General features: G+C 64.1%; 30 protein-coding genes and 1 pseudogene. 19 read left to right on the top strand and 12 right to left on the bottom strand.

All coding sequences use genetic code 11. The features are described 5' to 3' along the window. Position 1: 1 nt before the first annotated feature. Both BRAD3257_RS19730 and BRAD3257_RS19725 read right to left on the bottom strand, forming a co-directional pair. Positions 2–394, bottom strand: a complete 393-nt coding sequence (locus BRAD3257_RS19730) for an NUDIX hydrolase (RefSeq protein WP_122403189.1) — start codon at positions 392–394, stop codon at positions 2–4. 146 nt (positions 395–540) lie between these two features. Then, positions 541–1,620 (bottom strand): AI-2E family transporter, encoded by a 1,080-nt coding sequence (locus BRAD3257_RS19725; RefSeq protein WP_376707313.1) that lies wholly within the window; start codon positions 1,618–1,620, stop codon positions 541–543. 505 nt (positions 1,621–2,125) lie between these two features. Here BRAD3257_RS19725 and BRAD3257_RS19715 point away from each other — a divergent pair. Continuing rightward, entirely contained in the window at positions 2,126–2,353 is a 228-nt protein-coding gene (locus BRAD3257_RS19715) for a hypothetical protein (protein ID WP_122403186.1), read from the top strand. A gap of 203 nt (positions 2,354–2,556) precedes the next feature. Then, complete coding sequence (locus BRAD3257_RS19710; RefSeq protein ID WP_122403185.1) at positions 2,557–2,859, top strand: hypothetical protein; 303 nt, start codon at positions 2,557–2,559, stop codon at positions 2,857–2,859. 162 nt (positions 2,860–3,021) lie between these two features. Here BRAD3257_RS19710 and BRAD3257_RS19705 read toward each other — a convergent pair whose 3' ends face one another. Continuing rightward, on the bottom strand, positions 3,022–3,240 hold the full coding sequence (locus BRAD3257_RS19705; protein ID WP_122406663.1) for a hypothetical protein: 219 nt from the start codon (positions 3,238–3,240) through the stop codon (positions 3,022–3,024). 321 nt (positions 3,241–3,561) lie between these two features. Between BRAD3257_RS19705 and BRAD3257_RS19700 the strand changes: the two genes are divergently transcribed. From BRAD3257_RS19700 to BRAD3257_RS19690, 3 genes are all read left to right on the top strand, one after another. Then, positions 3,562–4,149, top strand: coding sequence for a formyltransferase family protein (locus tag BRAD3257_RS19700; RefSeq protein ID WP_122403184.1), 588 nt, complete (start codon positions 3,562–3,564; stop codon positions 4,147–4,149). A 197-nt stretch (positions 4,150–4,346) separates the two neighbouring features. Beyond that, a complete protein-coding gene (locus tag BRAD3257_RS19695; protein WP_122406662.1) occupies positions 4,347–4,697 on the top strand; it encodes a hypothetical protein in 351 nt (116 codons plus the stop codon). After that, positions 4,642–5,187, top strand: coding sequence for a hypothetical protein (locus BRAD3257_RS19690; RefSeq protein WP_162500270.1), 546 nt, complete (start codon positions 4,642–4,644; stop codon positions 5,185–5,187). Before BRAD3257_RS19695 ends, BRAD3257_RS19690 begins: the two co-directional genes overlap by 56 nt. Positions 5,188–5,236: 49 nt before the next feature. Here the strand turns inward: BRAD3257_RS19690 and BRAD3257_RS19685 are convergent, their stop codons facing one another. Then, the gene (locus BRAD3257_RS19685; protein ID WP_122403182.1) at positions 5,237–5,635 is read right to left on the bottom strand and encodes a RidA family protein; all 399 of its coding nucleotides are present in this window, start codon (positions 5,633–5,635) and stop codon (positions 5,237–5,239) included. Between the two features lie 152 nt (positions 5,636–5,787). Between BRAD3257_RS19685 and BRAD3257_RS19680 the strand changes: the two genes are divergently transcribed. The 3 genes and pseudogenes from BRAD3257_RS19680 to BRAD3257_RS41975 form a co-directional block, all read left to right on the top strand. Next, positions 5,788–6,663: a DMT family transporter gene (locus tag BRAD3257_RS19680; RefSeq protein ID WP_122403181.1), complete on the top strand. Its 876-nt coding sequence runs from the start codon at positions 5,788–5,790 to the stop codon at positions 6,661–6,663. Between the two features lie 200 nt (positions 6,664–6,863). Continuing rightward, complete coding sequence (locus tag BRAD3257_RS19675; protein WP_122403180.1) at positions 6,864–8,291, top strand: caspase family protein; 1,428 nt, start codon at positions 6,864–6,866, stop codon at positions 8,289–8,291. A 91-nt stretch (positions 8,292–8,382) separates the two neighbouring features. After that, positions 8,383–9,366 (top strand): annotated as a pseudogene (locus tag BRAD3257_RS41975) (integrase core domain-containing protein); the annotation flags it as partial. A 150-nt stretch (positions 9,367–9,516) separates the two neighbouring features. Here the strand turns inward: BRAD3257_RS41975 and BRAD3257_RS39735 are convergent. Then, complete coding sequence (locus BRAD3257_RS39735) at positions 9,517–9,759, bottom strand: BrnA antitoxin family protein (protein ID WP_129143470.1); 243 nt, start codon at positions 9,757–9,759, stop codon at positions 9,517–9,519. 3 nt (positions 9,760–9,762) lie between these two features. Next, positions 9,763–10,740 carry a cysteine synthase A gene (gene cysK, locus BRAD3257_RS19665; protein WP_122403178.1) on the bottom strand — a complete coding sequence of 326 codons (978 nt, stop codon included), beginning with the start codon at positions 10,738–10,740 and terminating at the stop codon, positions 9,763–9,765. 223 nt (positions 10,741–10,963) lie between these two features. Between cysK and BRAD3257_RS19660 the strand changes: the two genes are divergently transcribed. Next, a complete protein-coding gene (locus BRAD3257_RS19660; protein WP_122403177.1) occupies positions 10,964–11,182 on the top strand; it encodes a hypothetical protein in 219 nt (72 codons plus the stop codon). A 1-nt stretch (position 11,183) separates the two neighbouring features. Here BRAD3257_RS19660 and tgt read toward each other — a convergent pair whose 3' ends face one another. Beyond that, on the bottom strand, positions 11,184–12,329 hold the full coding sequence (tgt, locus tag BRAD3257_RS19655) for a tRNA guanosine(34) transglycosylase Tgt (protein WP_122403176.1): 1,146 nt from the start codon (positions 12,327–12,329) through the stop codon (positions 11,184–11,186). 193 nt (positions 12,330–12,522) lie between these two features. On the opposite strand from tgt, the gene BRAD3257_RS19650 reads away from it, so the two are divergent. From BRAD3257_RS19650 to BRAD3257_RS19635, 4 genes are all read left to right on the top strand, one after another. Beyond that, entirely contained in the window at positions 12,523–13,731 is a 1,209-nt protein-coding gene (locus tag BRAD3257_RS19650; protein WP_122403175.1) for a patatin-like phospholipase family protein, read from the top strand. Between the two features lie 134 nt (positions 13,732–13,865). Beyond that, on the top strand, positions 13,866–14,612 hold the full coding sequence (locus BRAD3257_RS19645) for a TetR/AcrR family transcriptional regulator (RefSeq protein ID WP_122403174.1): 747 nt from the start codon (positions 13,866–13,868) through the stop codon (positions 14,610–14,612). Positions 14,613–14,864: 252 nt separating this feature from the next. Continuing rightward, complete coding sequence (locus tag BRAD3257_RS19640) at positions 14,865–15,467, top strand: PepSY domain-containing protein (RefSeq protein ID WP_162500269.1); 603 nt, start codon at positions 14,865–14,867, stop codon at positions 15,465–15,467. Positions 15,468–15,712: 245 nt separating this feature from the next. Then, positions 15,713–16,738, top strand: a complete 1,026-nt coding sequence (locus tag BRAD3257_RS19635; protein WP_122403172.1) for an aspartate-semialdehyde dehydrogenase — start codon at positions 15,713–15,715, stop codon at positions 16,736–16,738. A gap of 169 nt (positions 16,739–16,907) precedes the next feature. Here the strand turns inward: BRAD3257_RS19635 and queA are convergent, their stop codons facing one another. The 5 genes from queA to coaD all read right to left on the bottom strand — a co-directional run bounded on the left by queA (position 16,908) and on the right by coaD (position 20,102). Continuing rightward, on the bottom strand, positions 16,908–17,981 hold the full coding sequence (gene queA, locus BRAD3257_RS19630; protein ID WP_122403171.1) for a tRNA preQ1(34) S-adenosylmethionine ribosyltransferase-isomerase QueA: 1,074 nt from the start codon (positions 17,979–17,981) through the stop codon (positions 16,908–16,910). Positions 17,982–18,124: 143 nt separating this feature from the next. Continuing rightward, on the bottom strand, positions 18,125–18,589 hold the full coding sequence (locus tag BRAD3257_RS19625; protein WP_122403170.1) for a peptidylprolyl isomerase: 465 nt from the start codon (positions 18,587–18,589) through the stop codon (positions 18,125–18,127). After that, a complete protein-coding gene (locus tag BRAD3257_RS19620) occupies positions 18,586–18,996 on the bottom strand; it encodes a hypothetical protein (RefSeq protein WP_122403169.1) in 411 nt (136 codons plus the stop codon). The genes BRAD3257_RS19625 and BRAD3257_RS19620 overlap by 4 nt, the downstream gene beginning before the upstream one ends. 8 nt (positions 18,997–19,004) lie before the next feature. After that, positions 19,005–19,568 carry a peptidylprolyl isomerase gene (locus BRAD3257_RS19615; RefSeq protein WP_122403168.1) on the bottom strand — a complete coding sequence of 188 codons (564 nt, stop codon included), beginning with the start codon at positions 19,566–19,568 and terminating at the stop codon, positions 19,005–19,007. A gap of 36 nt (positions 19,569–19,604) precedes the next feature. After that, the gene (gene coaD, locus BRAD3257_RS19610) at positions 19,605–20,102 is read right to left on the bottom strand and encodes a pantetheine-phosphate adenylyltransferase (RefSeq protein WP_122403167.1); all 498 of its coding nucleotides are present in this window, start codon (positions 20,100–20,102) and stop codon (positions 19,605–19,607) included. Positions 20,103–20,369: 267 nt separating this feature from the next. Here coaD and BRAD3257_RS19605 point away from each other — a divergent pair, with 267 nt between their 5' ends. The 6 genes from BRAD3257_RS19605 (at position 20,370) to BRAD3257_RS19580 (ending at position 26,410) form a co-directional block, all read left to right on the top strand. Beyond that, positions 20,370–20,627, top strand: coding sequence for a hypothetical protein (locus BRAD3257_RS19605; protein WP_122403166.1), 258 nt, complete (start codon positions 20,370–20,372; stop codon positions 20,625–20,627). Positions 20,628–20,822: 195 nt separating this feature from the next. Then, positions 20,823–22,676 (top strand): potassium transporter Kup, encoded by a 1,854-nt coding sequence (locus BRAD3257_RS19600; protein ID WP_122403165.1) that lies wholly within the window; start codon positions 20,823–20,825, stop codon positions 22,674–22,676. Positions 22,677–22,769: 93 nt separating this feature from the next. Then, complete coding sequence (locus BRAD3257_RS19595; protein WP_160118826.1) at positions 22,770–23,156, top strand: hypothetical protein; 387 nt, start codon at positions 22,770–22,772, stop codon at positions 23,154–23,156. A gap of 188 nt (positions 23,157–23,344) precedes the next feature. Continuing rightward, positions 23,345–24,535, top strand: coding sequence for an acyltransferase family protein (locus BRAD3257_RS19590; RefSeq protein ID WP_160118825.1), 1,191 nt, complete (start codon positions 23,345–23,347; stop codon positions 24,533–24,535). 10 nt (positions 24,536–24,545) lie between these two features. Next, complete coding sequence (locus tag BRAD3257_RS19585; RefSeq protein WP_122403162.1) at positions 24,546–25,679, top strand: ABC transporter permease; 1,134 nt, start codon at positions 24,546–24,548, stop codon at positions 25,677–25,679. Beyond that, positions 25,676–26,410 carry an ABC transporter ATP-binding protein gene (locus BRAD3257_RS19580; protein WP_122403161.1) on the top strand — a complete coding sequence of 245 codons (735 nt, stop codon included), beginning with the start codon at positions 25,676–25,678 and terminating at the stop codon, positions 26,408–26,410. The genes BRAD3257_RS19585 and BRAD3257_RS19580 overlap by 4 nt, the downstream gene beginning before the upstream one ends. The last annotated feature ends 2 nt before the right edge of the window (positions 26,411–26,412 follow it).

The raw sequence follows: 26,412 nt of genomic DNA, 5'->3' as shown, positions 1-26,412 counted from the left end.
CTCAGCTCCGCCGTCGCTTCCTCGGGAACAGGCGATCGCGGATGTAGCGCGAGGTCGGCGTCAGGCGGATGCCGCGGGGCTTCTGCCAGGCGGCGCGATCGATCTCCTTCTTGTCTCCGATCGCCAGCCTGCCCTTCGCAGACTTGGTGAGGAAGATCGCGTCGCTCATCTTGCGGCCGGAGCGCTTGTTCCTCGCCTTGACTTCCTTCCAAAGGCTGATCCTGCCGAGCTTCAGTTTGGGCAATTCCTCCTTGATCTCCCGCCGCAAGCAGTCTTTCTCCGACTCGCGCGCACGCTTGCGGCCGCCCGGGAACATCCACCGGCCGTCCGACCGGCGTCTGACCAACAATACCTTGCCGCGCCTGACGGCAACCAGCTTGGAAGACTTCGCCATTGCTGCCGTCATCGAAAACTAGAATCGAGCCAATCGTAACTTGTCTAGTGGAACAGACAAGTTCGCGGCACACCTTGATCACAGGACGCCAGCCATCGGGGGCCTGGCGTGGCACGGCCGGCAGACCGCGCCGTTCGGGGGCGAGATCAGCCCTTGCCCGCCTCCGCCCGGTCCTCGGTCCTGATCCAGGCCATCATCATTTCCCAGGCCACCGACAGGACGATCGGGCCGATGAACAGGCCGACGATGCCGTGGGCGAGCGTGCCGCCGATCACGCCGACGAAAATCACGATGGTCGGGGTGGTCAGGCCGCGTCCCATGACCAGCGGCTTCAACATGGTGTCGATGAAGCCGACGATGACGAGAAACACGGTGAGGAGCAGCGCCGTGGTGACGTCCTTGGCGGTCCAGATCCAGATGATCACCGGCAGCAGCACGAGGAAAGCACCGATCTGTACGATCGAGAGCAACAGCACGATGAAGGCGAGAAGGCCCGCGCTCGGCACAGAGGCGAGCTTGAAGCCAATGCCGGCGAGCAGCGCCTGCACGATCGCGACGCCGATCACGCCCTGCGCCACGGCGCGGATGGTCGCGCCCGCAAGCGATAGGAAATGCTCGCTCTGCTCCGGCACGATGCGAAACAGGAAGCTGCGGCCGGCGGCGACCAGCCGCGGCCCATGCGGAAACAGGAAGCCGGCCACGAACACGGAGACGAGAAACTGAAGCGTGCCCACGCCGGCATCGCCCGCGAGCGAGAGCAGCGGGCCTGCCAGCGGCTGGAGATACGGCGCCACCTCGCGCACGACCGCCCGAACGTTGTTGTAAGCTTGGTCCCAGAGATCGTAGAGCCAGGGGCCGACGAGCGGCCACGCCTTGAGCTGCTCCGGCGCCGACTGGAGCACGAGGTCGCCGGTGCCGAGCTGGTGCGCCAGCTCGCGCACGCCGTCCACCGCGCTGATGCCGAGCCAGGTCGCCGGACCAATGACGATGCCGAGCGTAATCAGGGTCAGGATCGCCGCTGCGGTCTTGGGCCGGCCGCCGAGGATCTTGGCAACCCAGCTGAACGCCGGATAGAACGCGACCGCCAGCACGCCGCTCCAGGCCAGGATCGGTACGAACGGGCGGATGATCAGGAAGGTCCAGATGATCAGCAGGGCGAGCAGGCCGAGCCGGATCACGAGCTGGATGACGTCCTCTCCCGTCAGGAGCTGACGGAGGTTTTTCACGGGCACAGCTTTCCTTGCGGCATGAACGCAACTTCCGGCGCTTGCGAGGCCCTGCCGTTATGCCAGCAACGCATCCTGCGTCAAGGCGACTGGAACTGCCCATGCTCCCGATTGGGAACAGATCGGGCCATTCCGCATTCCGAGACGATGACGCGCCCTCCCGAAGAGCCTCTTGCACGCGCAGGGACGCACCGCGGCATCCGTTACTCTCTGAGGCCAAACGCCGCGCCCGGCTTTTGGCGCTATACCTATGCGATCAGGGACAAGGTCCGCTCGGGGCGAGTGCAAGGCAGGCTGTCGCTGCTCGCCATCAGACGGGTGCAGATGCTCATCGACCGGGACATTCGAAGCGCTCGAGGCGGCTGATATGGATGGGCGGCGGATGGCCTCCCCTCCAACCCGGGCTTGGCTAATGCCCATTAACCGGATTTCCCCGCGCCAGTTTACGCTGCTGCAAACGCTGCTGACTACTGTGGATCGAGACCACCGAAACACATTCTGGGCAATGGCCAACAGCATCTGGACGATCGAACAGTTCACCTGTGCGGGTTGCGGCATGAACTACACCGCGACCAGAGAGGAGCACAGCGAGGCCCACACCGGCAGCTTCAAATGCGGCATCTGTAGCGGCGTGGTGCACGCCTGGTCCGGCAAGCATCATTTCTTCGGCTGGCAAGCCGTGAAGACGAGGCCGCCTGTGTTCGGGAGGCGCTGGGCGGGCGTCGAGTGGTAAGCCGTCCACGGCGTTCGCAGGATCGGCCGAATTGCACCGGCGCCGTTTGGACTCCGTTCACCGATCGCCGCTAAAGCATGATCCGGAAAAGTGCGAAGCGGTTTTCCGGAAAGATCATGCGTAAACAACAAGCTAAAGCGCGATGACGATTCATCCAAATCTCATTGCGCTTTAGATCAGGATGGATCCTCCGCGTCGAACCCATGGCCGATCTCAACGCCGTCCTGACCAGGCTCAACGACCGTCTGCTCCGCCTCGAGGGCGAGCTGTTCGTGCTGCGCTCGCTGGCGCGAGCGACGCTGACGGCGGGCGACGACCATGCGGCACGCATGCGCAAGCTGGTCGAGGCCGCAAAGGTCGCGCTCGACGACGAGGCCAAGCGCCCTCTCGACAGGCCGACCCGCAAATATGTCGATGCGGCAACCGCACTGGTGGAGGAGCTGCTGGTCGAGCCGACTCCGGCGCGACCGCTGTTCACGGTGATTGACGGCGGCCGGCGCGACTGAGCGATAGACGCTCGACTCCTCCAAATCGCAGGGACAAAGCCTCAGGATGGTGTCCCACGGAACGACCCGACGATTGAGACACTGCCGCCCCCAACCATGCATGAACCGGGCGCGGACCAAGACCATGCATCGGCCTCAGATCCCCCGCAACGACGCAGACCTCTAGATTGCCGTGGAATTCTCCGCGTTGAGCCGGCTGAGCCCTGCCTCGATGATCGCGATCTCCTCGTCGATCTTGCCGATCGGCAGGCTGAAATCATAGCCGGACCGGCTCTTCAGATCGACCGCGAGCCGCTGCCTGTGCATCATCAGCTCATCGAGTCCACGGCGGTTCTTCAGACGCACATAGGCGTCCACGATCTGCTCGATTGCACTCGGCATGAGATCCATCCCGGCGAAAAGGCGCGGCGGCGCGCCCACGCCGGCGGACGTCTTCGTGTCGCGGTACGCAATACAAATCCGCGACAGATTCGTCGATACACGAAGCTGGTTGAGATCGTGTTACCGCCCGATGATTTCGCGATGCATGGGCGCAAAGGCCGCCGGCGATCAGCTGAGCGATCGACTGCGCAATCCCAGAGTTCGTCGCAGCCAGCGCCCAGCGCATTGTTGATAACCCACGCAAATGCCGCGCGGGTGGTGACAGGGCATACGAACGTGTTATCGGGAGGATGACGCAGTTGCGAGACGGATCGGACACATATGCGCATTACCCTCGTCGGCTCCCGCCATTTCGGCGTGACCACCCTCAACATGTTGCGGGAGCACAGCGTCGCGGTCGTCCGGGTCGTCGTGGCCGATGCCGAAGATCGCCTCGCCGCGACTGCCAGGGCTGCCGGCATCGAGGTCGTGGTCCAGGCCAATCCGAAACTGGTGGTGGCGTCCGAGATTGCCCCGGATACCGATCTGATCATCACGGCGCACAGCCACGCCCGAATCGGCAAGGACGCGCTCGCCTCCGCCAAGTTCGGCGGGATCGGCTATCACCCCTCACTGCTGCCACGCCATCGCGGCAAGGCCGCGGTGGAATGGACCATCAAGGAAGGCGACCCGATCGCCGGCGGGACCATCTACCATCTCGCCGACCGCATGGACGCAGGCGCGATCGCCGCCCAGGACTGGTGCTTCGTCAAGAAAGGCGAGACCGCACGGGAGCTTTGGGAGCGTGCGCTGGCGCCCCTCGGGCTCAAGCTGCTCGCCGATGTGATCGACTACATCAAGGTGCACAAGGCGCTGCCCGCCAAAGTTCAGGACGAGCAGTTCGCGACCTCCGCGCCAAGCCTTTCCTGACCGAAGCCTTTCCTGAGTCGCCCTTACGTTTACTCTTAACGTGAAGCGACCTTGATTCCACTTCGGAAATTGGCACCAAGAGCGCAAATAAACCATTGTTCCCACAGGAACAATTTTGCCTTTGGCATTGCAACAAATTTCGGTCACATTTCGCCCGAATAAGCGTCAGCATATCGGACACATTCGAGGACGAATTCATGCGTTTTGGTCGCATTGCGGTGTTTTGTGCCGCCTCAGTTTTCGCCGGCACCCTCGCTGCCCCCGCCTTTGCCCAGAACCCCTATGATGGCAACTGGCAGGTCACCATCGTGACCAAGAGCGGTTCGTGCGAACCGACCGCTAGCTCCATGCTGACGGTTGCCGATGGCAAGATCACCGCACCCGGCGCTAACGTTTCCGGCACCATCGGCAGCGGGGGACTTGTGAAAGTTTCGATCAATGGTGCATATGCCAACGGTCAACTCAACGGCAACGCCGGATCGGGGAAGTGGAATGGAGCATCTGCAGGCATACCGTGCAGCGGGCGGTGGGAAGCATCGCGCCAATAAGCCAACTGAGTCTCGCGCTGGAAGCCGGCGGCTGCTGATCGCGGCCGCCGTTTTGTTTGCAGCGGGCATCGCCCACACCGAAAGCAAAGCTCAGTCAGGCCCGTTTGCGCCGATGGCAGGCACCTGGAGCGGCGGCGGTACTGTCGTCCTCGACGACGGCTCGACCGAGCGAATCCGCTGCCGGGCCAAGTACGCCCCGATCGGCCCGACCATGGAGATGTCGCTGACCTGTGCCAGCGACGCATACAAGTTTCACCTCTCCGCCAATGTCCGTGCCGAAGGCAGCGCCGTCACCGGCAGCTGGGCCGAAGCCAGCCGCAACATCTCCGGCTCGCTCGAGGGCCGCGGTGGTGGCGGAAACTTCGAGGTGGTCGCCTCGGCCGCCGGCTTCAACGCCAACATCGCGCTGAGAACGAGCGGCAACAAGCAGACCGTCACGATGCGCGCCGACAGCCAATTCCGCGGCGCCAACATCGCGATGACGCGCTGAGCCAGATCACGTTCAAGACCATCGACCCGGCGACCTCGCCGGGTTTTTTTTATGCATTCGGCACGAACGCCGTGACCTCGATCTCGACCTTGGCCCGCTCATCCACGAGACCGCCAATACAAAGCAGCGTCGAGGGCGGGAAATTGCGTCCGAGCGTTTCCTTCCATGCTGCGCCAATGCCAGCAGCGGCCGCTTCATATTCGCTGCGGCTGGTCAGGTACCAGGTCAGACGGACGATGTGCTCGGGGCCCGCGCCGGCCTCGCCCAAGAGCTTGATGATCCGCTTCAGCGCAGTCGCGACCTGCGCGGCCATGTCGGGCGCGTAGTTGCCGGCCTCGTCGCCACCGGTTTGGCCGGCCAGAACCACCCACCGGCCCGGCCCCTCAACCACGACGCCATGGGAAAAGCCACGGGGTTTCTTCCATTCGGCCGGCTGCAAGATATGCATGAGCGAGATCTCCCGATTTTTCTCGTTGTTCGCTGATGCATTAACACGCCGACCTGCATTGCTGCATCCGCAGATTTGGCCGTTGCAAACGGCAGCGACGTCGCCGATACCAGCCGTCCCTTCGGAATTTCACCCTTCCGCATCCGCCAGCAATGAGCACGACACCGTCCAAAACGATGGCTGCACTGTGGATGGCGGGCTGGCTGTCGCTGATGCTGATCATGGCGGTGGCTGGGCGCGAGACCACGCGCGAGCTGAATGTCTTTCAGATCATGGAAGTGAGGTCGCTGGTCGGCTTCCTGTTGCTCTCGCCGATCATCTACCGCGTCGGCGGCTTGAAGGTGCTCAAGACATCGCGCCTGCCACAGCATGTCGGGCGCAATTTGGTGCACTACGTCGCCCAGCTCGGCTGGTTCTTCGCGCTGACGCTGATCCCGATCGGCCAGGTGGTGGCGATCGAGTTCACCATGCCGATCTGGACGGCCCTCCTCGCGGCAAGCTTCCTGTCCGAGCGAATGACGCCATGGAAGATCACCGCCATCGTGCTCGGCCTCGTCGGGGTGATCATGATCGTGCGGCCGGCTACTGGCGAGATCAATCCGGGCCAGCTCATCGCGCTCGGGGCCGCCATGGGATTTGGCGTCTCGATGGCCCTGGTCAAATCGCTGACCCGCACCGAAAGCGCGCTCTCGATCCTGTCCTGGATGCTGGTGGTGCAATCGGTCGCAGGCTTCGTTCCGACGCTGTTCGTCTGGACGTGGCCATCGGTCTATGTCTGGGCCTGGGTCGGCGTGATCGCCATCTGCGGCACATTCTCGCACTACTGCCTCGCCAGCGCGATGCGCTACGCCGACGCGACGATCGTGGTTCCCATGGACTTCCTGCGGGTCCCACTGACCGCAACCGCCGGCTGGTTGCTGTATTCCGAGCGGCTCGACGCCTGGACCGTACTCGGTGCGGCGCTGATCCTTTTCGGCAATCTCCTGAATTTAAAGCCCGCTTCGCCGGTTCCCGCTCGCGCGCAGTGAACCTCGCGCCACCTCGCGCGACAAAACGAAGTGGCCGTGTGATTTGGGTCACGTTGGAGTGTCCCTCCATCGTGCACATTCGGCCACACAGCAGCGGGTTGGTGCAACGGACTGCCGTTTTGGTGGCGCGAAGTCGGGCACTTCGTGTAGCTTCGTTGCCGATTTGTTGCTGCCTGCAATTCGATTCTGGGGATTTCAGAATGCGCTATCTCACCCTCCTCGCTTCGCTGATGTGCATGGCCCTGTCGGTCAGTGCCGCCAAGGCTGACCGCCGCGTCGCCTTCGTGGTCGGCAACGGCTCGTACAAGAACGTCGCGCAATTGCCGAACCCGCCAATCGATGCCAAGGCGATGGCGGCGACGCTGCGCAATGTCGGCTTCGAGGTGATCGAAGGCTCCAACCTCAGCCGCGACCAGATGACGGAGAAGCTGCTCGATTTCGGCCGCAAGGCGCAGGGCTCCGACATCGCGCTGTTCTATTATGCCGGGCACGGCATCGCCGTCAGCGGCACCAACTATCTCCTGCCTGTCGATGCCGACATCAAATCGGAGATGGACGTCAAGCTGGGGGCCGCCATCAACATCGACCTGACGCTCGAGCAGACCATGGCCGATGCCAAGGTCAAGCTCGTCTTCCTCGATGCCTGCCGCGACAATCCATTCGCCGCCAAGATCAAGTCGAACTCGGCGACCCGCAGCGTCAACGTCCAGAGCGGTTTGGCCGAGATGAAGTCCGGCGAAGGCACGCTGATCGCGTTCGCGACCGGCCCGGGCCAGACCGCGCTCGACGGCCAGGAGGGCAACAACAGCCCGTTCACCCGTGCACTGATCGACAACATCACCAAGCCCGGCGTCGAGATCCAGCAGGCGATGACGGCGGTGCGCGCCCAGGTCAATGAAGAGACCCGCAAGAGCCAGCTGCCCTGGGGCCACACCAACCTGACCGGCTCGGTCTATCTCAACCAAGCCCCGACGACCCAGGTCGCCAACGCGGCCCCGACCGCTTCCGCGGTCGTGCCGGCGGCGGCCGGGAGCTCGGACGGTGTCGAGCTCGAATATTGGCGCTCGGTGAAGGAGTCCAACAAGCCGGAGGAGCTCAACGCCTATCTCTCCGCCTATCCGAACGGTCAGTTCAAGGCGCTGGCGCTGGCACGGCTCGCGGCGATCAAGAGCGGACCCTCGACCGCGACCCGTACGCTCAACGCCGGCGTCGATCCTGCGACCTTCACCGACGAGGCCACCCAGCTCACCGAGGACCAGATCGGCCTCGACAAGGCCCAGCGCCGCGACGTGCAGCGCCGCCTCACCGGCCTCGGCTTCGACACCAAGCAGACCGGCGTGTTCAGCGACGAGACCCGTGCGGTCATCAAGCGCTGGCAGGCAGCGCGCGGCTATCCATCGTCCGGCTACCTCAACAAGCACCAGCACAAGGCCCTGCTCTCGGAGGTCGTGGCCGCTCCGCCCGTTGCGAGCGACAACGGCCAGAAGGCGGCCCGGCGCGCCAGCGCTCCGCCTCCCAGCAGCGCGCCGGCGCCGGCCCCTCAACGCAGCAGCCCCGGCGATGCTGCCGGTGCCGCCTTCGTCGGCGGTGTCGTCGGCGGCATGATGGGCGGCATGTTCCGCCACTGAAACGAAGCCAAATTGACAACACAAAAGCCCGGCTCGCGCCGGGCTTTTCGTTGGCACGACGGCGTCGCAGCATGCTCCGTCATTGCTGTGCATGTTCAATAATTCGCTGATTGGATCGCTCCAGCGGAGGAACGATCCGATGCGAGACAACAGCTATGACCGAACGGTTGAACGCAACTATCTGCAGAAGTGGCGTTTTCTGATTTCGGAGTATGAGGCGGTGAAGGCTGGCCGATCGCCGCTGTTCAAGCGGGTCGGCGACTTCTACCGGCACCACGGGACCTGCTCGCAGACGTTCCGCAAGTATTACAATCGCTATCTGCAGAGCGGCGAGGACGCGGATCTGCTGCCGCGGCGGCGCGGCCCGAAGTGGCGGGAACGGCGCGAGCCGGAAGGGATCGAGGCGGAGATCGTCGCCCATCGCAAGCGGGGGATGAACCGTTATGAGATTCATGCCGTCTTGCGCGAAACGCGCGACACGGTACCTTCGCCGATCACGATCTACCGGGTGCTGAAGCGCCACCGCCTGAACCGCCGCACGCCGGCGATGCGCGAGGAGAAACGCCGTATTATCAAGGACAAGCTCGGGGAGCTGGGCCACGTCGATCTGCATCAATTGCCGCGCGATATGTTCCTCGCGCCACCCCCGGTCACGGCCTACATCATCAGCCTGATCGACAGCTGCTCGCGTCTGGCCTGGGCCGAGGTCCTGACATCCAAGAAGGCGCTGCCGGTCATGTTCAAGACCCTGAAGATGATCAACACCCTCAACGTCACCTATGGGCTCGTCTTCCAGGAAATCCTGTCCGACAACGGCGCCGAGTTCGCCGCCCGCACCAAGCCGGCCGAGCATCCATTCGAGGCCATGCTGCTCGAGCTCGGCATCAAGCACCGCTACACCAGGCCCTATCGGCCGCAGACCAACGGCAAGGTCGAACGCTTCTGGCGTACCCTCGATGACGACGTCATCGACGGCGCGACCTTCGACAACCTGGACCACTTCGCCAATGAACTGTTCGAGTACCTCGTCTACTACAACAACCACAGACCCCATCAGGCCTTGGCAGGACAAACTCCCAAGGCTTTCGCCTTCCAAGACCACCGCGATCCAATCAGCGAATTATTGAACATCGACAATTGCGAGGAGCCCTTGCGACGAAGCAATCCAGGCTGTCAACCGTGGAAAGATTCTGGATTGCGTCGCTGCGCTCGACGACGATGTTGGCTACGACTTCCCCGCCGCTTTCCGCAGCGCCTCGTTGATACGGTCCTGCCAGCCGGGACCGCCCTCCTGGAAGAACTCCAGCACGTCCTGGTCAATGCGGAGCGTGACCTGCTCCTTGATGCCGGGAACGGCGTTTTGCTTGGGCGGCGCCGCGGCGACCTTCGCCGTCACCTTCTTGAACGCCGCCTCGGCCTCCGTTCTGGCATCGCCAAGCGTACGCGGCCGCCTCGGTTGATCTGCCATGTCCTAGATTCCCTCGAATAGAGCCGTCGAAAGATAGCGCTCGGAGAAGGACGGTACGATCGCCAGGATCGTCTTTCCCGCAGCTTCGGGGCGTTTGCCGATCTGCAGCGCGGCCGCGATCGCCGCGCCCGAGGAGATGCCGCCCGGAATGCCCTCATGCCGCGCCAGCGCGCGCGTAGTCTCGATCGCCGTCGTCGAGTTGATCTTCACGATCTCGTCAATCACGGAACGATCGAGGATGTCGGGGACGAAGCCGGCGCCAATCCCTTGGATCTTGTGCGGGGTATGCTGTCCCCCCGACAGCACCGGGCTCTCCTCCGGCTCGACCGCCACCACACGCAGCGAGGTCTTGCGCGGCTTGAGCACCTGGCCGACGCCGGTGATCGTGCCGCCGGTGCCGACGCCGGCCACGAAGAAATCAATGTTGCCGCCGGTGTCGTTCCAGATCTCCTCCGCGGTGGTGCGGCGGTGCACTTCGGGATTGGCGAGGTTCTTGAACTGCTGCGGCATCACCGAGTTCGGCGTCGTCTTCAACAGCTCCTCGGCGGCCGCTATCGCGCCCTTCATTCCTTGCGCTGCCGGCGTCAGCACCAGCTCGGCGCCGAGAAAAGCCAGCATCTTGCGTCGCTCGATCGACATCGATTCCGGCATCACCAGCTTCAGGCGGTAGCCGCGCGAAGCCGCCACGAATGCGAGCGCAATGCCGGTATTGCCGGAGGTCGGCTCGATCAGCACGGTGTCGGGCTTGACGATGCCCGCCTTCTCCATGGCGATGATCATGGCCGCGCCGATGCGGTCCTTCACGCTTGCCGCGGGATTGAAATATTCAAGTTTTGCCAAAATGGTCGCGTTCACGTCGTGCATGCGCGGCAGTCGCTGCAAGCGCACGATGGGCGTGTTGCCGAAGGCATCGACGATCGAGTCATAGATCCGGCCGCGGCCGGGTTGGTGCGCTGCACCCGTGGTGGACGATGCGTCCATGATGAACTCCTATGGCGACGATCTGTGCTTCTGTCGCGACCATTCTGGCAGTTACAGACAGCTTGCGGCGACACGCAAGCGACAATGCGGCACATGCTAAATACGCTGCATCGCAAAATCACGTGAGCGGCAGCGATCAGAAAACCAACGCATTTGTGTTGCGATCTCGTCAACTGGTTCTGCTTATGTTAGACTTACGTCTCAAAGCAGGGAGGTCACCGCGATGTCAGCAGTTGCTGAAGTGTTGTCGACCGTCGCGACCAACCGCGATCCGCGTTGCAGCGAATTGCCCACCTGCCCTGTCTGCGCCGACTCCATGGTCGCCGCCGAAGCATCCGCCTACGTGTCGGACCACGTGATCAGCTATCTCTGGACCTGCGATAATTGCGGCTACGGCTTCGTGACCAAGCACGCCGTGAAGCATCGCTTCACTTGCAACTGATCTAGCGTGGGGCGATGTCGCCCCTCGCCCAGTCCTCGCGCGTGCGCTGATAGAATTCGTCGAACTTTCCGTGTGCGATCGCGTCCCTGACGCCCCGCATCAGGGACTGGTAGTAAGCGACATTGATTTCGGACAGCAGCATCGCCCCCAGCGTTTCGCCCGCCTTGACGAGATGGTGCAGGTAGGCGCGCGCGCAGTTGCGCGTCGACGGCCATGAGCTCTCTTCATCGAGCGGGCGCGGATCGTCGGCGTGGCGTGCATTGCGCAGATTCACCTGGCCGAAGCGCGTGAACGCGACGCCGTGCCGGCCATTGCGGGTCGGCATCACGCAATCGAACATGTCGATGCCGCGCTTCACCGCTTCGAGGATGTCGTCGGGCGTGCCGACGCCCATCAGGTAGCGCGGCCGCTCTCTCGGCAGCAGCGGTGCGGTCTCGTCGATCATCGCCAGCATGACCGCCTGCGGCTCGCCGACGGCAAGACCGCCGATCGCATAGCCGTGGAAGCCGACTGCGACCAGGCCTCTGGCGCTCGCGTGGCGAAGCTGCGGCACGTCGCCGCCCTGCACGATGCCGAACAGCATGTAGCCTGCGGGCGCGCTCTCGAAGGCGCGCTTGCTTCTTTCCGCCCAGCGCAACGACAATTGCATGGCGCGCTCGATGTCCGCGTGCTCGGCCGGCAGCCGCACGCATTCATCCATCTGCATGGCGATATCGGAGCCGAGCAAACGCTGCACCTCGATCGAGCGCTCCGGCGACAGCTCGACCTTGGCACCGTCAATATGCGAGCGGAACGTGACGGCGTTCTCGCTGACTTTGCGCAGATCCGACAACGACATCACCTGGAAGCCGCCGGAATCGGTCAGCATCGGACCGTTCCAGCCGGTGAACCGCTGCAGACCGCCGAGCGCCGCGATCCGCTCGGCGCTCGGACGCAGCATCAGATGGTAAGTGTTGCCGAGCACGATATCGGCGCCGGCATCGCGCACCTCGCGCCAGTGCATGCCCTTCATGGCACCGGCGGTGCCGACCGGCATGAAGGCCGGGGTCCGCACCACGCCGTGCGGCGTGGTCAGCCGCCCGGTGCGCGCGGCGCCATCGGTGGCGAGCAACTCAAAGTGATTGGGTACGTCATCGTCGGGATTCATGGCGGTGCTTATTGCTTGTCGGAGGGAGCCGATCAACCCGCAAGGCCGCGCTCGGGGCCCGTTTGTGCTTCAGACCGGGACAGCAAGCAGCGCGAGGATATTGCTTGTCCCTCTTGTCGAACAAAACGATACAGTATAGTTTCGTCATGGGGGCTGGACGAGATGCCGCGGTGAATTTTGCCGGCGGCGCTAGATGCGTGATCGCCAGCCACCGACAATGCCGTATCCTTCGTGTTCGACCGACGCATCCGTCTCCTCGCGTGACCGGATCAGGCAGACAGGTGTCAGCCTGGTCGAATTGCTGGTCCTTATGTGCAGCCTTGCGCTCGGCGCCTGCACCTCCCTGCCGCGTACGCCCTACACGGCCGCTGAAGCCAGCGTCTCGCGCGTGCTGGATATCGACGGCCTCAGGCGCTACGCCGACGAGCCCATCACGAAATTCAGCTTTGAGAAGGGCACCAGCGCCACGACGAAAACCTATCTGGCGCTCTCCGGCGGCGGCGCCGATGGCGCCTATGGCGTCGGGGTGCTCAACGGCTGGACCGCGGCCAAGACCCGCCCCACCTTCTCGGTCGTCTCGGGCGTCAGCACCGGCGGCCTGATCGCGCCCTTCGCGTTTCTCGGCCCGCAATATGACGACACGCTGAAGGAGGTCTACACCAGCGGCATTGCGGAGAGCCTCCTGAACGATCCCAGCATCATGCGCGTGCTGTTCGGATCCGGCCTGTTCGGCAACACAAGGCTGCGCGAGCTCGTCGCGCGCTATGTAGGTCCGGAAATCATGGCGCAGGTCGCGCGCGAGCACGCGAACGGCCGGAAGCTACTGGTGGTGACGACCGATCTCGACACCCAGCGGACCGCGATCTGGGACATGGGCAAGATCGCCGCTGTTGGAACGCCCGAGGCCCTGAAACTGTTTCGCGACGTGATGGCGGCTTCCGCCAGCATTCCCCTGGTGTTTCCGCCGATCATGATCGATGCCGAAGGCCAGGGCCGCCGGTTTCAGGAGATGCATGTCGACGGCGGCGTGACGGCGCCGGTGCTCACCTTGCCGGAAGCCCTGTTGTTCCAGAGCAGCCGCCTGCCCGGCAATGCAAACATGGACATCTACATCCTCGTCAACAAGAAGATCGAACGCAACTTCGAGCTCGTCTCCAACGGCACCATCGACGTTGCCTCACGGAGCCTGTCGGCGATCACCCAATCGCAGACGCGGTCGATCATCTTCTCGACTTACGATTTCGCCAAGCGCAACCGACTGGGCTTCCATCTCTCCTACATCGCGCGCGATTACCCGGCGCCGCCGTCGGAAGGATTCGATACCGTCTATATGCGGGCGCTGTATGAGTACGGATACGAGAAGGCCGCATCCGGGCGGGCCTGGACCTCGACGCTTCCGTAAGCCGGCACGACGGAACGGGGGCGGATCGAGACCGTTGACGATACGGCCAATTCGGCCAGATTCGCGATGACGCCTCGATTGCTGCGCGTTATAGAGCAAAGACGACTGTCAGAAACGCGCAGGAATCATTGGGCATGGGATTGACTGCGACCAGGACGAGACCGGCAGCGCCACGGCGCGAGGTGCCGAAATCGCGCGGCGGCCGGCCGACGAAGTCAGCCGCGATCGAGCGCGATCAGCGGCTGATCGAGGTCGCCACCCGCCTGTTCCTGGACCGCGGCTTCGATGCGACCTCACTCGACGCGGTCGCGGAAGCCGCGCGGGTGAGCAAGCCCACGGTCTATTCCCGCTATGGCGACAAGCGCGGGCTGTTTGCGGCCGTGCTGAGGCGCGAGATCGCGCGCTGGCTCGCGCCGCTCTCGGCGGCGGCGGAGACACAGCTCTCCAGCGCCTCGAACATCTCGGTCGAGCAGCGGCTGGTCGAGATCGGGCGCGAGATGCTGACCTTCACCTGCGGTCCCGACGCCGTCGCCTTCAGCCGCATGATGACGTCGCAGGCCATCAACTTCCCCGACGTCGCCAAGCTCGGCAAGGAGGAAGGCTGGCTCAAGGCCGTCGCCACCACCGCGCGCTTCTTCGACCATCTGGTGGCGCAAGGTGCGCTCGATGTCGAAGACACCACCATTGCAGCCGAGGTATTCCTCGACGTCGTCGTCGGTCACACCCACCGCATGGCGACGTTCGGGACGGCGCTGGAGCTGAAGGCCGCCGAAAAGCGCATGCGCGCGGCGATCAAGCTGTTCCTGGCCGGCGCGCTGGGGCCCCCCGACCGCGTCCAGGACGCCCCCAAAGTCACGCCACGGCGCCGCTCCTCCCGCTGACAATTCCGTGAGCTTGCGATCTTTCCCCAAAGGGGACCGCGCGGCAGCGTTGACCAAAATAAAACGATACGGTATGGTTTAGTTATAAGCCGGGTACGGATCGCTTTTTCACCAGCCCCAAAGAGGTCCGGACCGCTTCGATCGTCACGGCGGGTATAGCCCGCCGCGGCGCTCCGCGGCCGGCCGATGCCCAAGGCCGGCCGCGAATTCTTTACGATCATCCGGCACACTCGCTGGCCGAGGGTTTCGAGCATGACGACAGCCAAACGATGGACCTCGCAACTGCTTGCGATCGCCTTGCCCGCGCTGCTCATCACCGCGCCGGCGCAGGCAATCGTGACTGCGGGCACGCCGACCGCGCTTCACAGCGAGACAGATGGTGATGCTGAAGCGGACCGCCAGGCGGTCAGCCGCGAAATAGAACGATTCCGCAGCTCGTCGATCACGATCAGCCAGGCCATGGCGATCGCGGAAGCCCGCCATGCCGGCGCCACGACGGCGGATGTGAGCTTCGACGGCGCCTCGGGCGTGCCGGTCTACCGCGTCAAGACCCTGCACAACGACCGAATCTGGCGCCACACCATCAATGCTGCGACGGGCGAGCTGGTCGGCGGGGAGGCCGCCCTCCCCCTCACTGAGCTCGACCACGAGGACCGCAGCAATCTCGCCGCGCTCGGTGCGATCAGGCACCGCCTCGCCGACGCCGTACGCGTCGCCGAGCGCGCAGCCTCGGGCAAGGCCATCAGCGGCGGCTTGGTGCGCGAACGCGGCCGGCTCAATTTTGCGATCGTCGTGATCAGCGGCGACGACCTCAAGGAGGTCATCCTGGAGCCGCCGGCTGCCCGGGCCAAATAGCGACAGGTCCCCGCGCTGCCACGTTCCCGCCGAAAACCCATTGACGGACGCAAGACTCTCCCGCATAAGTCGCCGCCATGTTCACGATCACCAAACGCACGACCAAAACCACCACGGCCTCAGGGGCCCGGGGAGGCGTGCGCACGTAGGTCGTCGACTTAAACGCATCAGCTCTACGGCAAGCCCCGCCCTCGATGGTCCGGGGCTTTTTTGTTGTCTAATTCGCAAATTCAACGGAGGACAAAGTGAGTAACGATCCCGTCGTCGCGATTGTCGGCGTCACCGGTGCGGTGGGCGCCGAATTCATCGCCGCCATGGACAAGCGCGGCTTTCGCATCAGTAAGCTCAAGGCGCTGGCGAGCGCCCGCTCCGCCGGCAAGACGGTGTCGTTCCGCGGCCAGAACGTCGTCATCGAGGAACTGACCGAGCGGTCTTTCGAAGGTGTCGATATCGCCCTGTTCTCCGCCGGCGGCAGCATCTCCAGGAAGTATGCGCCGATCGCGGTCAAGTCGGGCGCGGTCGTGGTCGACAATTCCTCCGCCTTCCGCATGGACCCGAACGTGCCGCTGGTGATTCCCGAGATCAACGCGAACCGCATCCGCGATCACAAGGGCATCATTGCGAACCCGAACTGCGCCGCGATCACCGCGCTGGTGCCGCTGTGGCCGATCCATCAGAAGAACCGGATCAAGCGCGTGATCATCTCGACCTATCAGGCGGCCTCCGGCGCCGGCGCCGCCGCGATGGAGGAGCTCGTCGAGTCCACCCGCGCCAATCTCAACGGGCAGGTCTATACGCCCAAGGTGATGCCGCACCCCTACGCCTTCAATCTCTTCAATCACAACACGGCCGTCGATCCCGAGACCGGCTACAACGACGAAGAGACCAAAGTCATCAAGGAGACCCGCAAGATCTTCGAGGACGACAGCATCGCCGTCGGCGTCACCTGCGTGCGCGTACCGGTGCTGCGCGCCCATTGCGAGGCCATCACCTTCGAATGCGAGCAGCCGATCACCGAAGACCAGGTCCGCGCCATCATGGCGCAGGCGCCCGGAGTGAAGGTCGTCGACGACCGCGCCAAGAACTACTTCCCGATGCCGATCGACGCCTCGGGCCAGGACGACGTGCTGGTCGGCCGCATCCGCAAGGACCTCAGCGACGCTAGCGGGCATTCGATCTCGATGTTCGTGGCGGCGGACCAGCTGCTCAAGGGCGCGGCGCTGAACGCGGTGCAGATCGCGGAGCTCTTGCCGCAGCGGGTGATGGCGTAACGGAGCACGCCCGTCGATCCGTCATCCTGAGGTGCGAACCATGCCGCGCCAGGCGCTGCATGGTGAGCCTCGATGAGCGGCCGAGATGCAGCAGCCGGGCCGTCGCCCTTCGAGGCTCGCCGAAGAGCCGAGCACCTCGGGGTGACGGCGATGGGTTTGCGTTGGTCGCCTACGGCACCGACGGAAACAGCAAACACGCATCCCCGTACGAATAAAACCGGTAACCATTCGCGATCGCATGCGCATAGGCCTGCTTCATGGTCTCCAACCCCGAAAACGCCGACACCAGCATAAACAGTGTCGACTTCGGCAGGTGAAAATTGGTCATCAGGACATCGACGGCGCGGAAGTGATAACCCGGCGTGATGAAGATCGAGGTCTCGGCCGCGAACGGTTGGATCATGCCGTCCTCGCTCGCCGCGCTTTCGAGCAGACGCAATGACGTCGTGCCGACCGCGACGATCCGCCTGCCATTTTTCCGCGCGCTGTTGAGCCGCTCCGCGACCTCGGCCGAGATGGTGCCCCACTCGGCGTGCATCTTGTGGCCCTCGGTGTCCTCGGCCTTGACCGGCAGGAAGGTCCCTGCCCCGACATGCAGCGTCACGCGGTTGATCCCGATGTCGCGCGCGCGCAGCGCCTGCTCCAGCGCGGGCGTGAAATGCAGACCCGCGGTCGGCGCTGCAACTGCGCCCTCGTTGGCCGCGAACATGGTCTGGTAATCCGCAAAATCCTGGTCGTCAGGCGTGCGCTTGGAAGCGATGTAGGGTGGTAGCGGCGGGCTGCCGAGATCGGCGATGGCCTGGTCGAGTGCCGGGCCGTGGAATGAGAACGACAGCGTCACCTCACCTTCTGCCCCCTTGGCCTCGACGTCGGCGTCGAGGTGGCCGAGCAGGCAGACCTTGCCTTCATTACCGAAGCGGATGCGATCGCCGGCAACAAGCTTCTTTGCCGGCTTCACCAGCGCCTGCCAGCGCGAGCCGTCGACGCGCTTGATCAGCGTCGCTTCGATCTTCGGCTCCGTCTCGCGGCCGATGCGGCGGCCCTTCAGCTGCGCCGCGATCACCTTGGTGTCGTTGACGACGAGCTGGTCGCCGGGCTTAAGCCATTGCGGCAGGTCAGAGATGGTCTGGTCGCGCAACGCGCCGTTCTCCACGACCAGCATCTTCGCGGAGTCGCGCGGACTCGCCGGACGCAATGCGATGCGCTCGGCGGGCAGGTCGAAATCGAAGAGATCGGTGCGCATGTGCGGGCCTAGCGCGACACAGCCAGCCCTCATGGTGAGGAGGCGCGTAGCGCCGTCTCGAACCATGAAGGCCGAACTGCAGCAGCGGAGCCTTCATCCTTCGAGACGCGCGTTCCGCGCTCCTCAGGATGAGGGTCGCGTGCTTACTCCTTGTCCGCGGCCATCCGCGCCTTGACGATCTTGTCAGGATTCATCACGGGCTCGCCGCGCTTGATCTTGTCGACGTTCTCCATGCCCTCGGTGACCTTGCCCCAGACCGTGTACTGGTTGTCGAGGAAGCGGGCATCGTCGAAGCAGATGAAGAACTGGCTGTCGCCGGAATCGGGATTGGCGGCGCGGGCCATCGAGGCGGTGCCGCGCACATGCGGCTCCTTGTTGAACTCGGCTTTCAGCTTCTTGCCGGAGCCGCCGGTGCCGGTGCCATGCGGACAGCCGGTCTGGGCCATGAAGCCCTCGATCACGCGGTGAAACACGATGCCGTCATAGAAGCCCTCGCGCACGAGCTCCTTGATGCGCGCGACGTGGTTCGGCGCGAGGTCGGGCCGCATCTCGATGGTGACGGGACCCTGCGTTGTCTCGAGGATCAGGGTGTTTTCGGTGACGCTCATGCTCGTCTCTCTTGTGTTGGAGGTGAAGTCTTCCGGTTGCGGAACTGGATCGCGAATGGACGTCCCGCCGCGGCGCCGGCCATTGCATCGGTAAATGGCACCGGCGTGCAGCGTTGCAACGCCTCCATCACCGCGATCCGGTATTGCAGCCGGTCGTTGTCGGAGGCCTCCGCGGATTCATAGGTAATCCTCGGATGGCCCAGAATGTTTCCGGCCCGGTTAAAGCTCACGACGACGGTGATGTCGAGGGGGCGCGCCTTGGCCGGCGACGGCGGTCTCCAGCAGGTACGCAAGTGCCGGAAGATGTCCTGGATGGTGTTGACCTGCGCGTCCTCCGCGGCCGCACGGGGAACGCCGAGCAGCAGCATCGCGGCAACCAGCAGGAGCTTGCCACCGCGGCGCGCCATGGCCGCTCCTACTTGATGTCGGAGGCGACCTGCACCTTCACCATCTTGTCGGGATCGGTGACGGTGCCGCCGGGCGAGCCGGGGGGCGCCTTCTTCAGCTTGTCGACGACGTCCATGCCCTGCACGACCTCGCCGATCACCGTGTACTGGCCGTCGAGGCTGCCGCCGTCGGCGAACATGATGAAGAACTGCGAGTTGGCGCTGTCGACGCTGTCGCCGCGCCGGGCCATGCCGACGATGCCGCGGGCAAAATGCACCTTGGAGAATTCCTGCTTCAGGTTCGGATATTTCGAGCCGCCGGTGCCGTTGCCGTTCTGGCCGTCGCCCGTCTGCGCCATGAAGCCGTCCATGACACGGTGGAACGGCACGTTGTTGTAGAAGCCCTCGCGCGCGAGCTGCTTGATGCGCTCGGCATGCTGCGGCGCGATGTCGGTCCTGAGCTTGATGACGATGCGGCCTTTGGTGCTGTCGATGACGATGGCATTGGCCTTGTCGAGGTTTGCCGGCAATTGCTGCGCCACCGCCGGCACCGCGAACACAAGCGCGGCAAGAACTGCGAAAATTCGGATCATGACAACTCCGGTCAGGATGAGAAAGGAAGCGGGCCGTTAACCGGCGAATTTGGCCTTGAGCTGTGCCGCGACCTGCGGCGGGACGAAGGCCGAGACATCCCCGCCCATGCCGGCGATCTGGCGCACCAAAGTGGCGGTGATCGGGCGGACCATGGGAGAGGCCGGCAGGAAGACCGTATGCACTTCAGGCGCCATGGCCTCGTTCATGCCGGCGAGCTGCATCTCGTAATCGAGATCGGTGCCGTCGCGCAGGCCCCGGATCATGATGATCGCGCCGTGCTTGCGCGCCGCGGTCACCGACAGATCGTCAAACGTCGTCGCCTCGAGCACGCAGCCGGCCTGGGCCGCGATTGGCCCGCAGACGTCATGGAGCATCTTCAGCCGCTCCTCGGTGGAGAACAGCGGTTTCTTGCCTGGGTGCACGCCGATCGCGACCACCAGCCGGTCGCACAGCGAGACGCTGTGCCGGACCACGTCCAGATGGCCGTTGGTGATGGGGTCGAAGGAACCTGGGTAGAAGGCAATGCGCGACATGGCCCCGTCCTACCGCGCCCGGCCCGGCCCGGCAAGCCGGGCAGGTTCCTTGTCCGTTTCCGGACCTTTTACACGGAAAATGTCTCGCCGGACGTCGGCAATGGCCGTTTTGTTTCGTCCTCGGGCAGCGACGAAACAAAACGGAGCGCGAACGAAACCATTTCCAGCCTCCGCGAAGACGTCCGGAAACTGGCCATGGTTACTAATCCAGCCAACGAATGACGGGCCGCACACTGGGCGAGGCGGCCGCATCACAGGGGACCGTCAATGATCAAGACCATTTCAGCGATCGCAGTCTCTGCGTGTGTTGCCGCAGCCCTCACCCTCCTGCCCGGCTTTGCCCCGACCGTCGAAGCCAGCGTGCCGCAGCCGCTGGCCAAGAGCGACCGGCTCGACATCCGCACCATCGGCCGCGACTGCTCACAGCAGGCCTGGCCGAATTTCGAGGCGTCCTGCCTGCGCCGCGCCGGCAGCAAGGCCAGTGTCCGCGAGGCCCGCCTCGTGACAGCCGACCGCACCCCGTAGTCGGACCTGTAAGTTTCGCGTCAGGAAGCCCCCTCAAGATAAACCCCGTGGATATTTGCGACGTCTCGTCGCAAACTGCATCGTGCTCGCCCCCATCGGAATGACCCGACGGGCGCGTTTCCATCGGGGGAGTTGCCGTTGTCCAGTACGCCCGCAGTCGCCTCCGGCCATCGCCCCGACGCGCTGCCGCTTGCCATGACCATGGGCGCCCTTGGGGTGGTCTACGGCGATATCGGCACCAGTCCCCTCTACGCCCTGAAGGAAGCCGCCAAGGCGGCTGCTCATGGAGGCACGCTGAGTCAGGACGCTGTCCTGGGGGTTGCCTCGCTGATCCTTTGGGCGTTGCTGCTGATCATCTCGCTGAAATACGCGCTGCTGATCCTGCGCGCGGATAACCGCGGCGAAGGGGGCATCGTCGCGCTGCTGGCACTGCTGCATGCCCGCCACGCCCAGCCAGGCACATGGCGCGCCCATCTCCTGGTGGTCGGCCTCATCGGCGCCGCCCTGCTCTATGGCGACGGCGCGATCACGCCGGCGATCTCGGTGCTCAGCGCCATCGAAGGCCTCAAGGTCGACGCCCCCTCGCTGGCACCGGCCGTGGTGCCCGTGACCGTCGCCATCCTGATCGGGCTGTTCATGATGCAGAAGCAGGGCACCGGCTTCATCGGCCGCATCTTCGGCCCTGTGATGCTGGCCTGGTTCGTCGTGCTTGCCGCGCTTGGCATCCACGGCATCGTCAAGGCGCCGGCGGTGCTGGCGGCGCTCAGCCCGCTCTATGCCTTCGACTTCCTGATCCACCAGGATTTTCACGTCTCCTTCGGAATTCTCGGCGCCGCCTTCCTCGCGGTCACCGGCGGCGAAGCCATGTATGCCGACATGGGGCATTTCGGGCGCTTCCCGATCCGGCTCGCCTGGTTCGCGGTCTGCCTGCCGGCGCTGGTGCTGAATTATTTCGGCCAGGCAGCGCTTCTGATCACCGATCCCGCCATGATCGAGAATCCGTTCTTCCAGCTCTGCCCCGACGCCCTGCACTATGTGCTGGTCGCCTTCTCGGCGGTCGCGACCGTGATCGCCTCGCAGGCGATCATCTCCGGCGTGTTTTCGCTGACACAGCAGTCGATCCAGCTCGGTTTCCTGCCGCGCATGCAGATCCGCCACACCACGAGCGCTGCGATCGGCCAGATCTACGTGCCGCTGGTCAATTGGCTGCTTGCTGCCGCAACGCTCGGGGCGGTGCTGAGCTTCGGCAGCTCGGACGCGCTCGCCGGCGCCTATGGCATCGCAGTGTCGCTGCTGATGGCGATCACCACGTTGCTCGCGGCGCTGGTGGCGATCCAGTGGGGCTATTCGCCCTGGCTGGTGGTTGCCGTGAACGGCGCCTTCTTCGTGATCGACGTGATCTTCTTCTCGGCCAACTCGATCAAGCTGTTCGAGGGCGGCTGGTTTCCGTTGCTGCTCGCGGCCCTCGTTGCGTTCCTGATGCTGACCTGGCGCGGCGGCGTGAAGCTGGTCGAGGCGGCGCGGGCGCGGCTGCGCCAACCCGAGGAGGACCTGATCGAGACCGTCGTGAACCAGTGCAGGGCGAGGCTGCCCGGGACCGCGGTGTTTTTGGCCTCCGCGCCGCGCGGCGTGCCGCTGGCGCTGACCCAGTTCGTCAAGCACAATCGCGTGCTGCACGAACGCGTGCTGCTGGTCACCGTGCTGATCGAGGAATCGCCGCACATTCCCGACGAGGAACGCGCCGAGGTGCTCGAGATCATCCCGGGCATCACCCGCGTGATCCTGCATTACGGCTTCATGCAGAACCCGACGATCTATGAAGGACTGAAGCTCATCTGCCGCCTGGGCAAGCTGCCCGGCATCGACCTCTCCGACATCACCTACTACGTTGGCCGCGAGACCATCATCCCGCGCGAGGACGTCCCGGGAATGTGGGTCTGGCGCGAAGGCGTGTTTGCCTTCCTCCAGCGCAACGCCGAACGCTCCGCCGCGTTCTTCGGCGTGCCGACCAAGCAGGTGGTGGAGTTCGGGACGGAGCTGGAGATTTAGCGGAAGCGCGTAGCCCGAGTGGAGCGGCAAGCGCAATCCGGGTTTCTCGACAAGCGTGAGAGCCCCGGATTGCTGCATGAGGCAGGTGCGAAAATGTCCAGCGATCCGCCTCTGCAGTTGAAACCTCGGCTGACAATCTCGTTCGATCAGGTGCAGTCGATCATCGGTCGGATCTTTCCGCAGGCCTCGGTGCTGGACGTCGCCGAACTGCATGGCAGGGAGATCGGTACCGTCCTGGAGATCATGGCGGCGGATTCGCCTGCTTGCGTCCTCAAGGCCTACCCTGCATCGCTGCAGTGGAAGATGGCAAAGGAGGGTCTACGTTCTGGGCTTCTTCGCGACGTTGACGATGCGCCGAAACGAGAGGGACTGCTCGCGGGCTATGGCAAGATTGAGCGTCCCCTTTGGTGCTGGATGGCACAAATCGGAAAGCGGGAGGCGCTTGCCGATTTGACGAGAGAGCTTTCGACCGCCTCGTAGCCCACCAGCGAGCGCGCCTGGCCCTGGAGGCGTTGGCTTCAGCAAAACCGCGTCCGCTGCGGATCCAATCTGAAATTGCCCGTCGGCGAATTGGAACCAGGTGGATCGGCTTTCGGTTGGTTCCGGCGAGATCAATCCCGGGCTGGTGCTCCCCCATGAACTCTGGCGCCAACGTCACATTCAGCAATTTGCGCGCCGTCGTCATCCTGATCGTGGTCGCCTTCCATTCGGCCCTTCCGTACCTCGCCTCTCAGCCGCCGCATCCGTTCGCCTTCGACGCGTCGCCCTATCGCTGGATCGCGTTTCCGATCATCGACAGCGAGCGCTGGTTTGGGCTGGACCTGTTCTGCGCATGGCAAGACGTCAGCTTGATGTCCCTGATGTTCCTTTTGGCGGGCCTGTTCACCCCGCGTGGCCTGATCCGCAAGGGCGCCGCCGCCTATCTCGCGGATCGCTGGTGGCGAATTGGATTGCCCTTCGTCCTCGCCGTCGTCCTCCTCAGTCCGGTGGCGTACTACGCCTCGTATCTGACGACCGCGACCGACCCGTCGCCTGCGGCATTTTGGCAGCACTGGCGCGCTTTGCCGATGTGGCCCTCGGGCCCGCAATGGTTCTTGTGGCAGCTTCTGCTGCTCAGCGCACTGGCTGCTGCGCTGCATGAGCTCGTGCCATCGTGGCCACGCGCCGCGAGCTTCATCGTCGCCAAATGCGACGATCGTCCCCTGCTCCTCTTCGCAGGCCTGACCAGTCTGTCGGCACTGGCCTATGTCCCGCTCGCGATGATCTTCACCCCCTGGGAATGGACCTTTTTCGGCCCATTGTCTTTCCAGCTAAGCCGCCCGCTGCACTATCTCCTCTATTTCTCCGCGGGGCTCGCCATCGGCAGCTACGGCTCTGATCGCAGCGTCTTCCGCATCGACGGCCCCCTCGCGCACCACTGGCCAACGTGGGTTGCCGCAGCTTTCGCCTGCTTTGCCGTATGGGGCGGGCTGACCGCACTGACCATGCCGGACTGGAATGCCAGTCCGCCGGCGTACCGGATCGCCGCTGCTTTCGCGTTTCCCCCTGCATGCGCGACGGGCGTGATCGCTTTTGTGGCGAGTTCGCTGGCATTGTTGCGTCGCAGGTCGGCGGTCGCCGACAGCCTTTCCACCAATGCCTACGGCATCTACCTCACGCATTACCCGTTCGTGCTGTGGCTGCAATATGCACTGCTCGACACGAGACTGAACGCCGCCGCCAAAGCCGCGTTCGTCCTCATTGTGGCGCTGGCTCTGAGCTGGGCCGCGAGCGGATTCCTGGCCGCAGGCGCGAGACTGCTGGGCCACCGGCATTCCGGATTCCCCGGTAAGGGCGCTATCTCAGATCAACCTCGATGACGGAACGTCCATGTCACTGGTCCCGACGCTCGCGTCCCGCAATCTCTTCCACGACCGCCTGCGCTTTGTCGCGACGCTCGTCGGCATCGTTTTTTCGGTCGTCCTGGTGATGATCCAGATGGGCCTGTTCCTGGGCTTCGGTCGCATGGTGACGACGATGATCGACCATGCATCGGCCGATCTCTGGGTGCTGCCGAAGGGAGCGAAATGCTTCGAGGATCCCTCGCTGCTGGATGCGAAGCTGCGCGACAAGGTCATGTCCGTCGACGGCGTCGCCTCCGTGGTCCCGCTGGTCATCGGCTTCTCGGACTGGCGCCTCGAGAGCGGCGAGATGACACCCATCTTCGTTGTCGGCGCCGATTTGCGTGATGGAAGCCTGAGGCCATGGAACGTGGTCGAGGGTGACGTTCGCGCGCTGTCGCAAAATGGAGCGGTGGTCGTCGACCGCTCCTACTACGATCGCCTCGGCGTCTCAAAAATCGGATCAACGGCCGAGATCCGCGGCCGCCGCGTGAAGGTCGTGGCCTTGACCGACGGCATCCGCTCCTTCACCACCACGCCCTACGTCTTCGTGGACCTGAAAAACGCTCGCACCCACACCGGAACCTTCCCGGATCGCGCCAGCGATCTCCTGGTGCGCCTCAAGCCCGACGCCGATCGCGACACAGTTCTCAAGGCCATTCGCTCTCAAGTTGGTGAGCACGAGGTGCTCACCACCGATGAATTCCGCAGCCGTAGCCGCTCGTTCTGGCTGTTCGGAACGGGCGCCGGCGCTGCGCTATTTGCAGGTGCATTGCTGGGAGTGATCGTCGGCACCGTCATCGTCGCGCAAACGCTCTATTCGAGCACCAAGGATCACCTCAGTGAATTCGCCACCCTGCGGGCAATGGGTTCTTCGAATGGATATATCTACAGGGTCATCATCTATCAGGCGCTCCTCAACGCGATCATCGGCTTCGTCATCGCGGGTGCGATTGGCGCCGTCGTCGTGGAGATGACTGCCAAGAGCGCGCTGCCGATCGTCATCACGCCGTGGCTGATTGCAGCCCTGTTCGTGCTGACGGTCGTGATGTGCGTGGCGTCGGCGATCGGTGCAATCGTGCGCGTGGTGCGGATCGATCCAGCAACGGTATTCATGCGATGAACGAAATCATCATTGAGGCGGCCGGAATCAAGAAGACGCTTGGGCGTGGCGCCGGTGAGGTGAAGGCGCTGCGCGGGATCGACCTGACGCTGCGGCGGGGCGAGTTCACACTGCTGATGGGGCCCTCGGGCAGCGGCAAGACGACGCTGCTGCTCGTGCTCGGATGCATGCTGGCACCAAGCTCGGGTACACTCACCGTGTGCGGCACGCCCACGTCGGGTGTCGACAAGGAGGGACTAGCCCAAATCAGGCGCGACCATATCGGCTTTGTGTTCCAGTCCTATCATCTGTTTCCGACGCTCACTGCAGCGCAGAACGTGCAGCTCGCGCTCGACATCCGTCACGAGCGTGGGCGCAAAGCCGGGAAACGCGCGCGGGAAGCGCTGAACCTGGTTGGTCTGGAGCAGAAGGCCGATACCTTGCCGGGCGAGCTCAGCGGCGGTGAGCAGCAGAGGGTCGCGATCGCGCGAGCCTTCGTCGCCAATCCCTCGGTCATTCTCGCCGACGAGCCGACGGCCGCGCTCGACGGCAATAACGGACGAAGCATCATGCGGATTCTCGCAGACGCCGCACATCAGCGCGAACGCGCCGTGCTCGTCGTGACCCATGATCCGCGAGTCATTCCCTTTGCGGATCGCATCGTCGAGATCGAGGATGGCCTGCTGGTCGACACCGGATCCGGCGAACCCGAACGGCTGCATTTGCCAAAGGCGGCCGCATTCAGGTCGTAAGA

This window comes from Bradyrhizobium vignae (assembly GCF_900324035.1).
In the GTDB taxonomy this organism is placed as follows: Bacteria; Pseudomonadota; Alphaproteobacteria; order Rhizobiales; family Xanthobacteraceae; genus Bradyrhizobium; species Bradyrhizobium vignae.
Note: the sequence above shows the minus strand (reverse complement) of the source record. Positions and strands in the feature narration are given on the sequence as shown.

Coding starts and splice junctions, on each gene's coding strand:
- BRAD3257_RS19730 (WP_122403189.1), bottom strand. CDS start 394: ATGGCGAAGTCTTCCAAGCTGGTTGCCGTCAGGCGCGGCAAGGTATTG.
- BRAD3257_RS19715 (WP_122403186.1), top strand. CDS start 2,126: ATGGCCAACAGCATCTGGACGATCGAACAGTTCACCTGTGCGGGTTGC.
- BRAD3257_RS19710 (WP_122403185.1), top strand. CDS start 2,557: ATGGCCGATCTCAACGCCGTCCTGACCAGGCTCAACGACCGTCTGCTC.
- BRAD3257_RS19705 (WP_122406663.1), bottom strand. CDS start 3,240: ATGCCGAGTGCAATCGAGCAGATCGTGGACGCCTATGTGCGTCTGAAG.
- BRAD3257_RS19700 (WP_122403184.1), top strand. CDS start 3,562: ATGCGCATTACCCTCGTCGGCTCCCGCCATTTCGGCGTGACCACCCTC.
- BRAD3257_RS19695 (WP_122406662.1), top strand. CDS start 4,347: ATGCGTTTTGGTCGCATTGCGGTGTTTTGTGCCGCCTCAGTTTTCGCC.
- BRAD3257_RS19690 (WP_162500270.1), top strand. CDS start 4,642: ATGGAGCATCTGCAGGCATACCGTGCAGCGGGCGGTGGGAAGCATCGC.
- BRAD3257_RS19685 (WP_122403182.1), bottom strand. CDS start 5,635: ATGCATATCTTGCAGCCGGCCGAATGGAAGAAACCCCGTGGCTTTTCC.
- BRAD3257_RS19680 (WP_122403181.1), top strand. CDS start 5,788: ATGAGCACGACACCGTCCAAAACGATGGCTGCACTGTGGATGGCGGGC.
- BRAD3257_RS19675 (WP_122403180.1), top strand. CDS start 6,864: ATGCGCTATCTCACCCTCCTCGCTTCGCTGATGTGCATGGCCCTGTCG.
- BRAD3257_RS39735 (WP_129143470.1), bottom strand. CDS start 9,759: ATGGCAGATCAACCGAGGCGGCCGCGTACGCTTGGCGATGCCAGAACG.
- cysK (WP_122403178.1), bottom strand. CDS start 10,740: ATGGACGCATCGTCCACCACGGGTGCAGCGCACCAACCCGGCCGCGGC.
- BRAD3257_RS19660 (WP_122403177.1), top strand. CDS start 10,964: ATGTCAGCAGTTGCTGAAGTGTTGTCGACCGTCGCGACCAACCGCGAT.
- tgt (WP_122403176.1), bottom strand. CDS start 12,329: ATGAATCCCGACGATGACGTACCCAATCACTTTGAGTTGCTCGCCACC.
- BRAD3257_RS19650 (WP_122403175.1), top strand. CDS start 12,523: ATGCGTGATCGCCAGCCACCGACAATGCCGTATCCTTCGTGTTCGACC.
- BRAD3257_RS19645 (WP_122403174.1), top strand. CDS start 13,866: ATGGGATTGACTGCGACCAGGACGAGACCGGCAGCGCCACGGCGCGAG.
- BRAD3257_RS19640 (WP_162500269.1), top strand. CDS start 14,865: ATGACGACAGCCAAACGATGGACCTCGCAACTGCTTGCGATCGCCTTG.
- queA (WP_122403171.1), bottom strand. CDS start 17,981: ATGCGCACCGATCTCTTCGATTTCGACCTGCCCGCCGAGCGCATCGCA.
- BRAD3257_RS19625 (WP_122403170.1), bottom strand. CDS start 18,589: ATGAGCGTCACCGAAAACACCCTGATCCTCGAGACAACGCAGGGTCCC.
- BRAD3257_RS19620 (WP_122403169.1), bottom strand. CDS start 18,996: ATGGCGCGCCGCGGTGGCAAGCTCCTGCTGGTTGCCGCGATGCTGCTG.
- BRAD3257_RS19615 (WP_122403168.1), bottom strand. CDS start 19,568: ATGATCCGAATTTTCGCAGTTCTTGCCGCGCTTGTGTTCGCGGTGCCG.
- coaD (WP_122403167.1), bottom strand. CDS start 20,102: ATGTCGCGCATTGCCTTCTACCCAGGTTCCTTCGACCCCATCACCAAC.
- BRAD3257_RS19605 (WP_122403166.1), top strand. CDS start 20,370: ATGATCAAGACCATTTCAGCGATCGCAGTCTCTGCGTGTGTTGCCGCA.
- BRAD3257_RS19600 (WP_122403165.1), top strand. CDS start 20,823: ATGACCATGGGCGCCCTTGGGGTGGTCTACGGCGATATCGGCACCAGT.
- BRAD3257_RS19595 (WP_160118826.1), top strand. CDS start 22,770: ATGTCCAGCGATCCGCCTCTGCAGTTGAAACCTCGGCTGACAATCTCG.
- BRAD3257_RS19585 (WP_122403162.1), top strand. CDS start 24,546: ATGTCACTGGTCCCGACGCTCGCGTCCCGCAATCTCTTCCACGACCGC.
- BRAD3257_RS19580 (WP_122403161.1), top strand. CDS start 25,676: ATGAACGAAATCATCATTGAGGCGGCCGGAATCAAGAAGACGCTTGGG.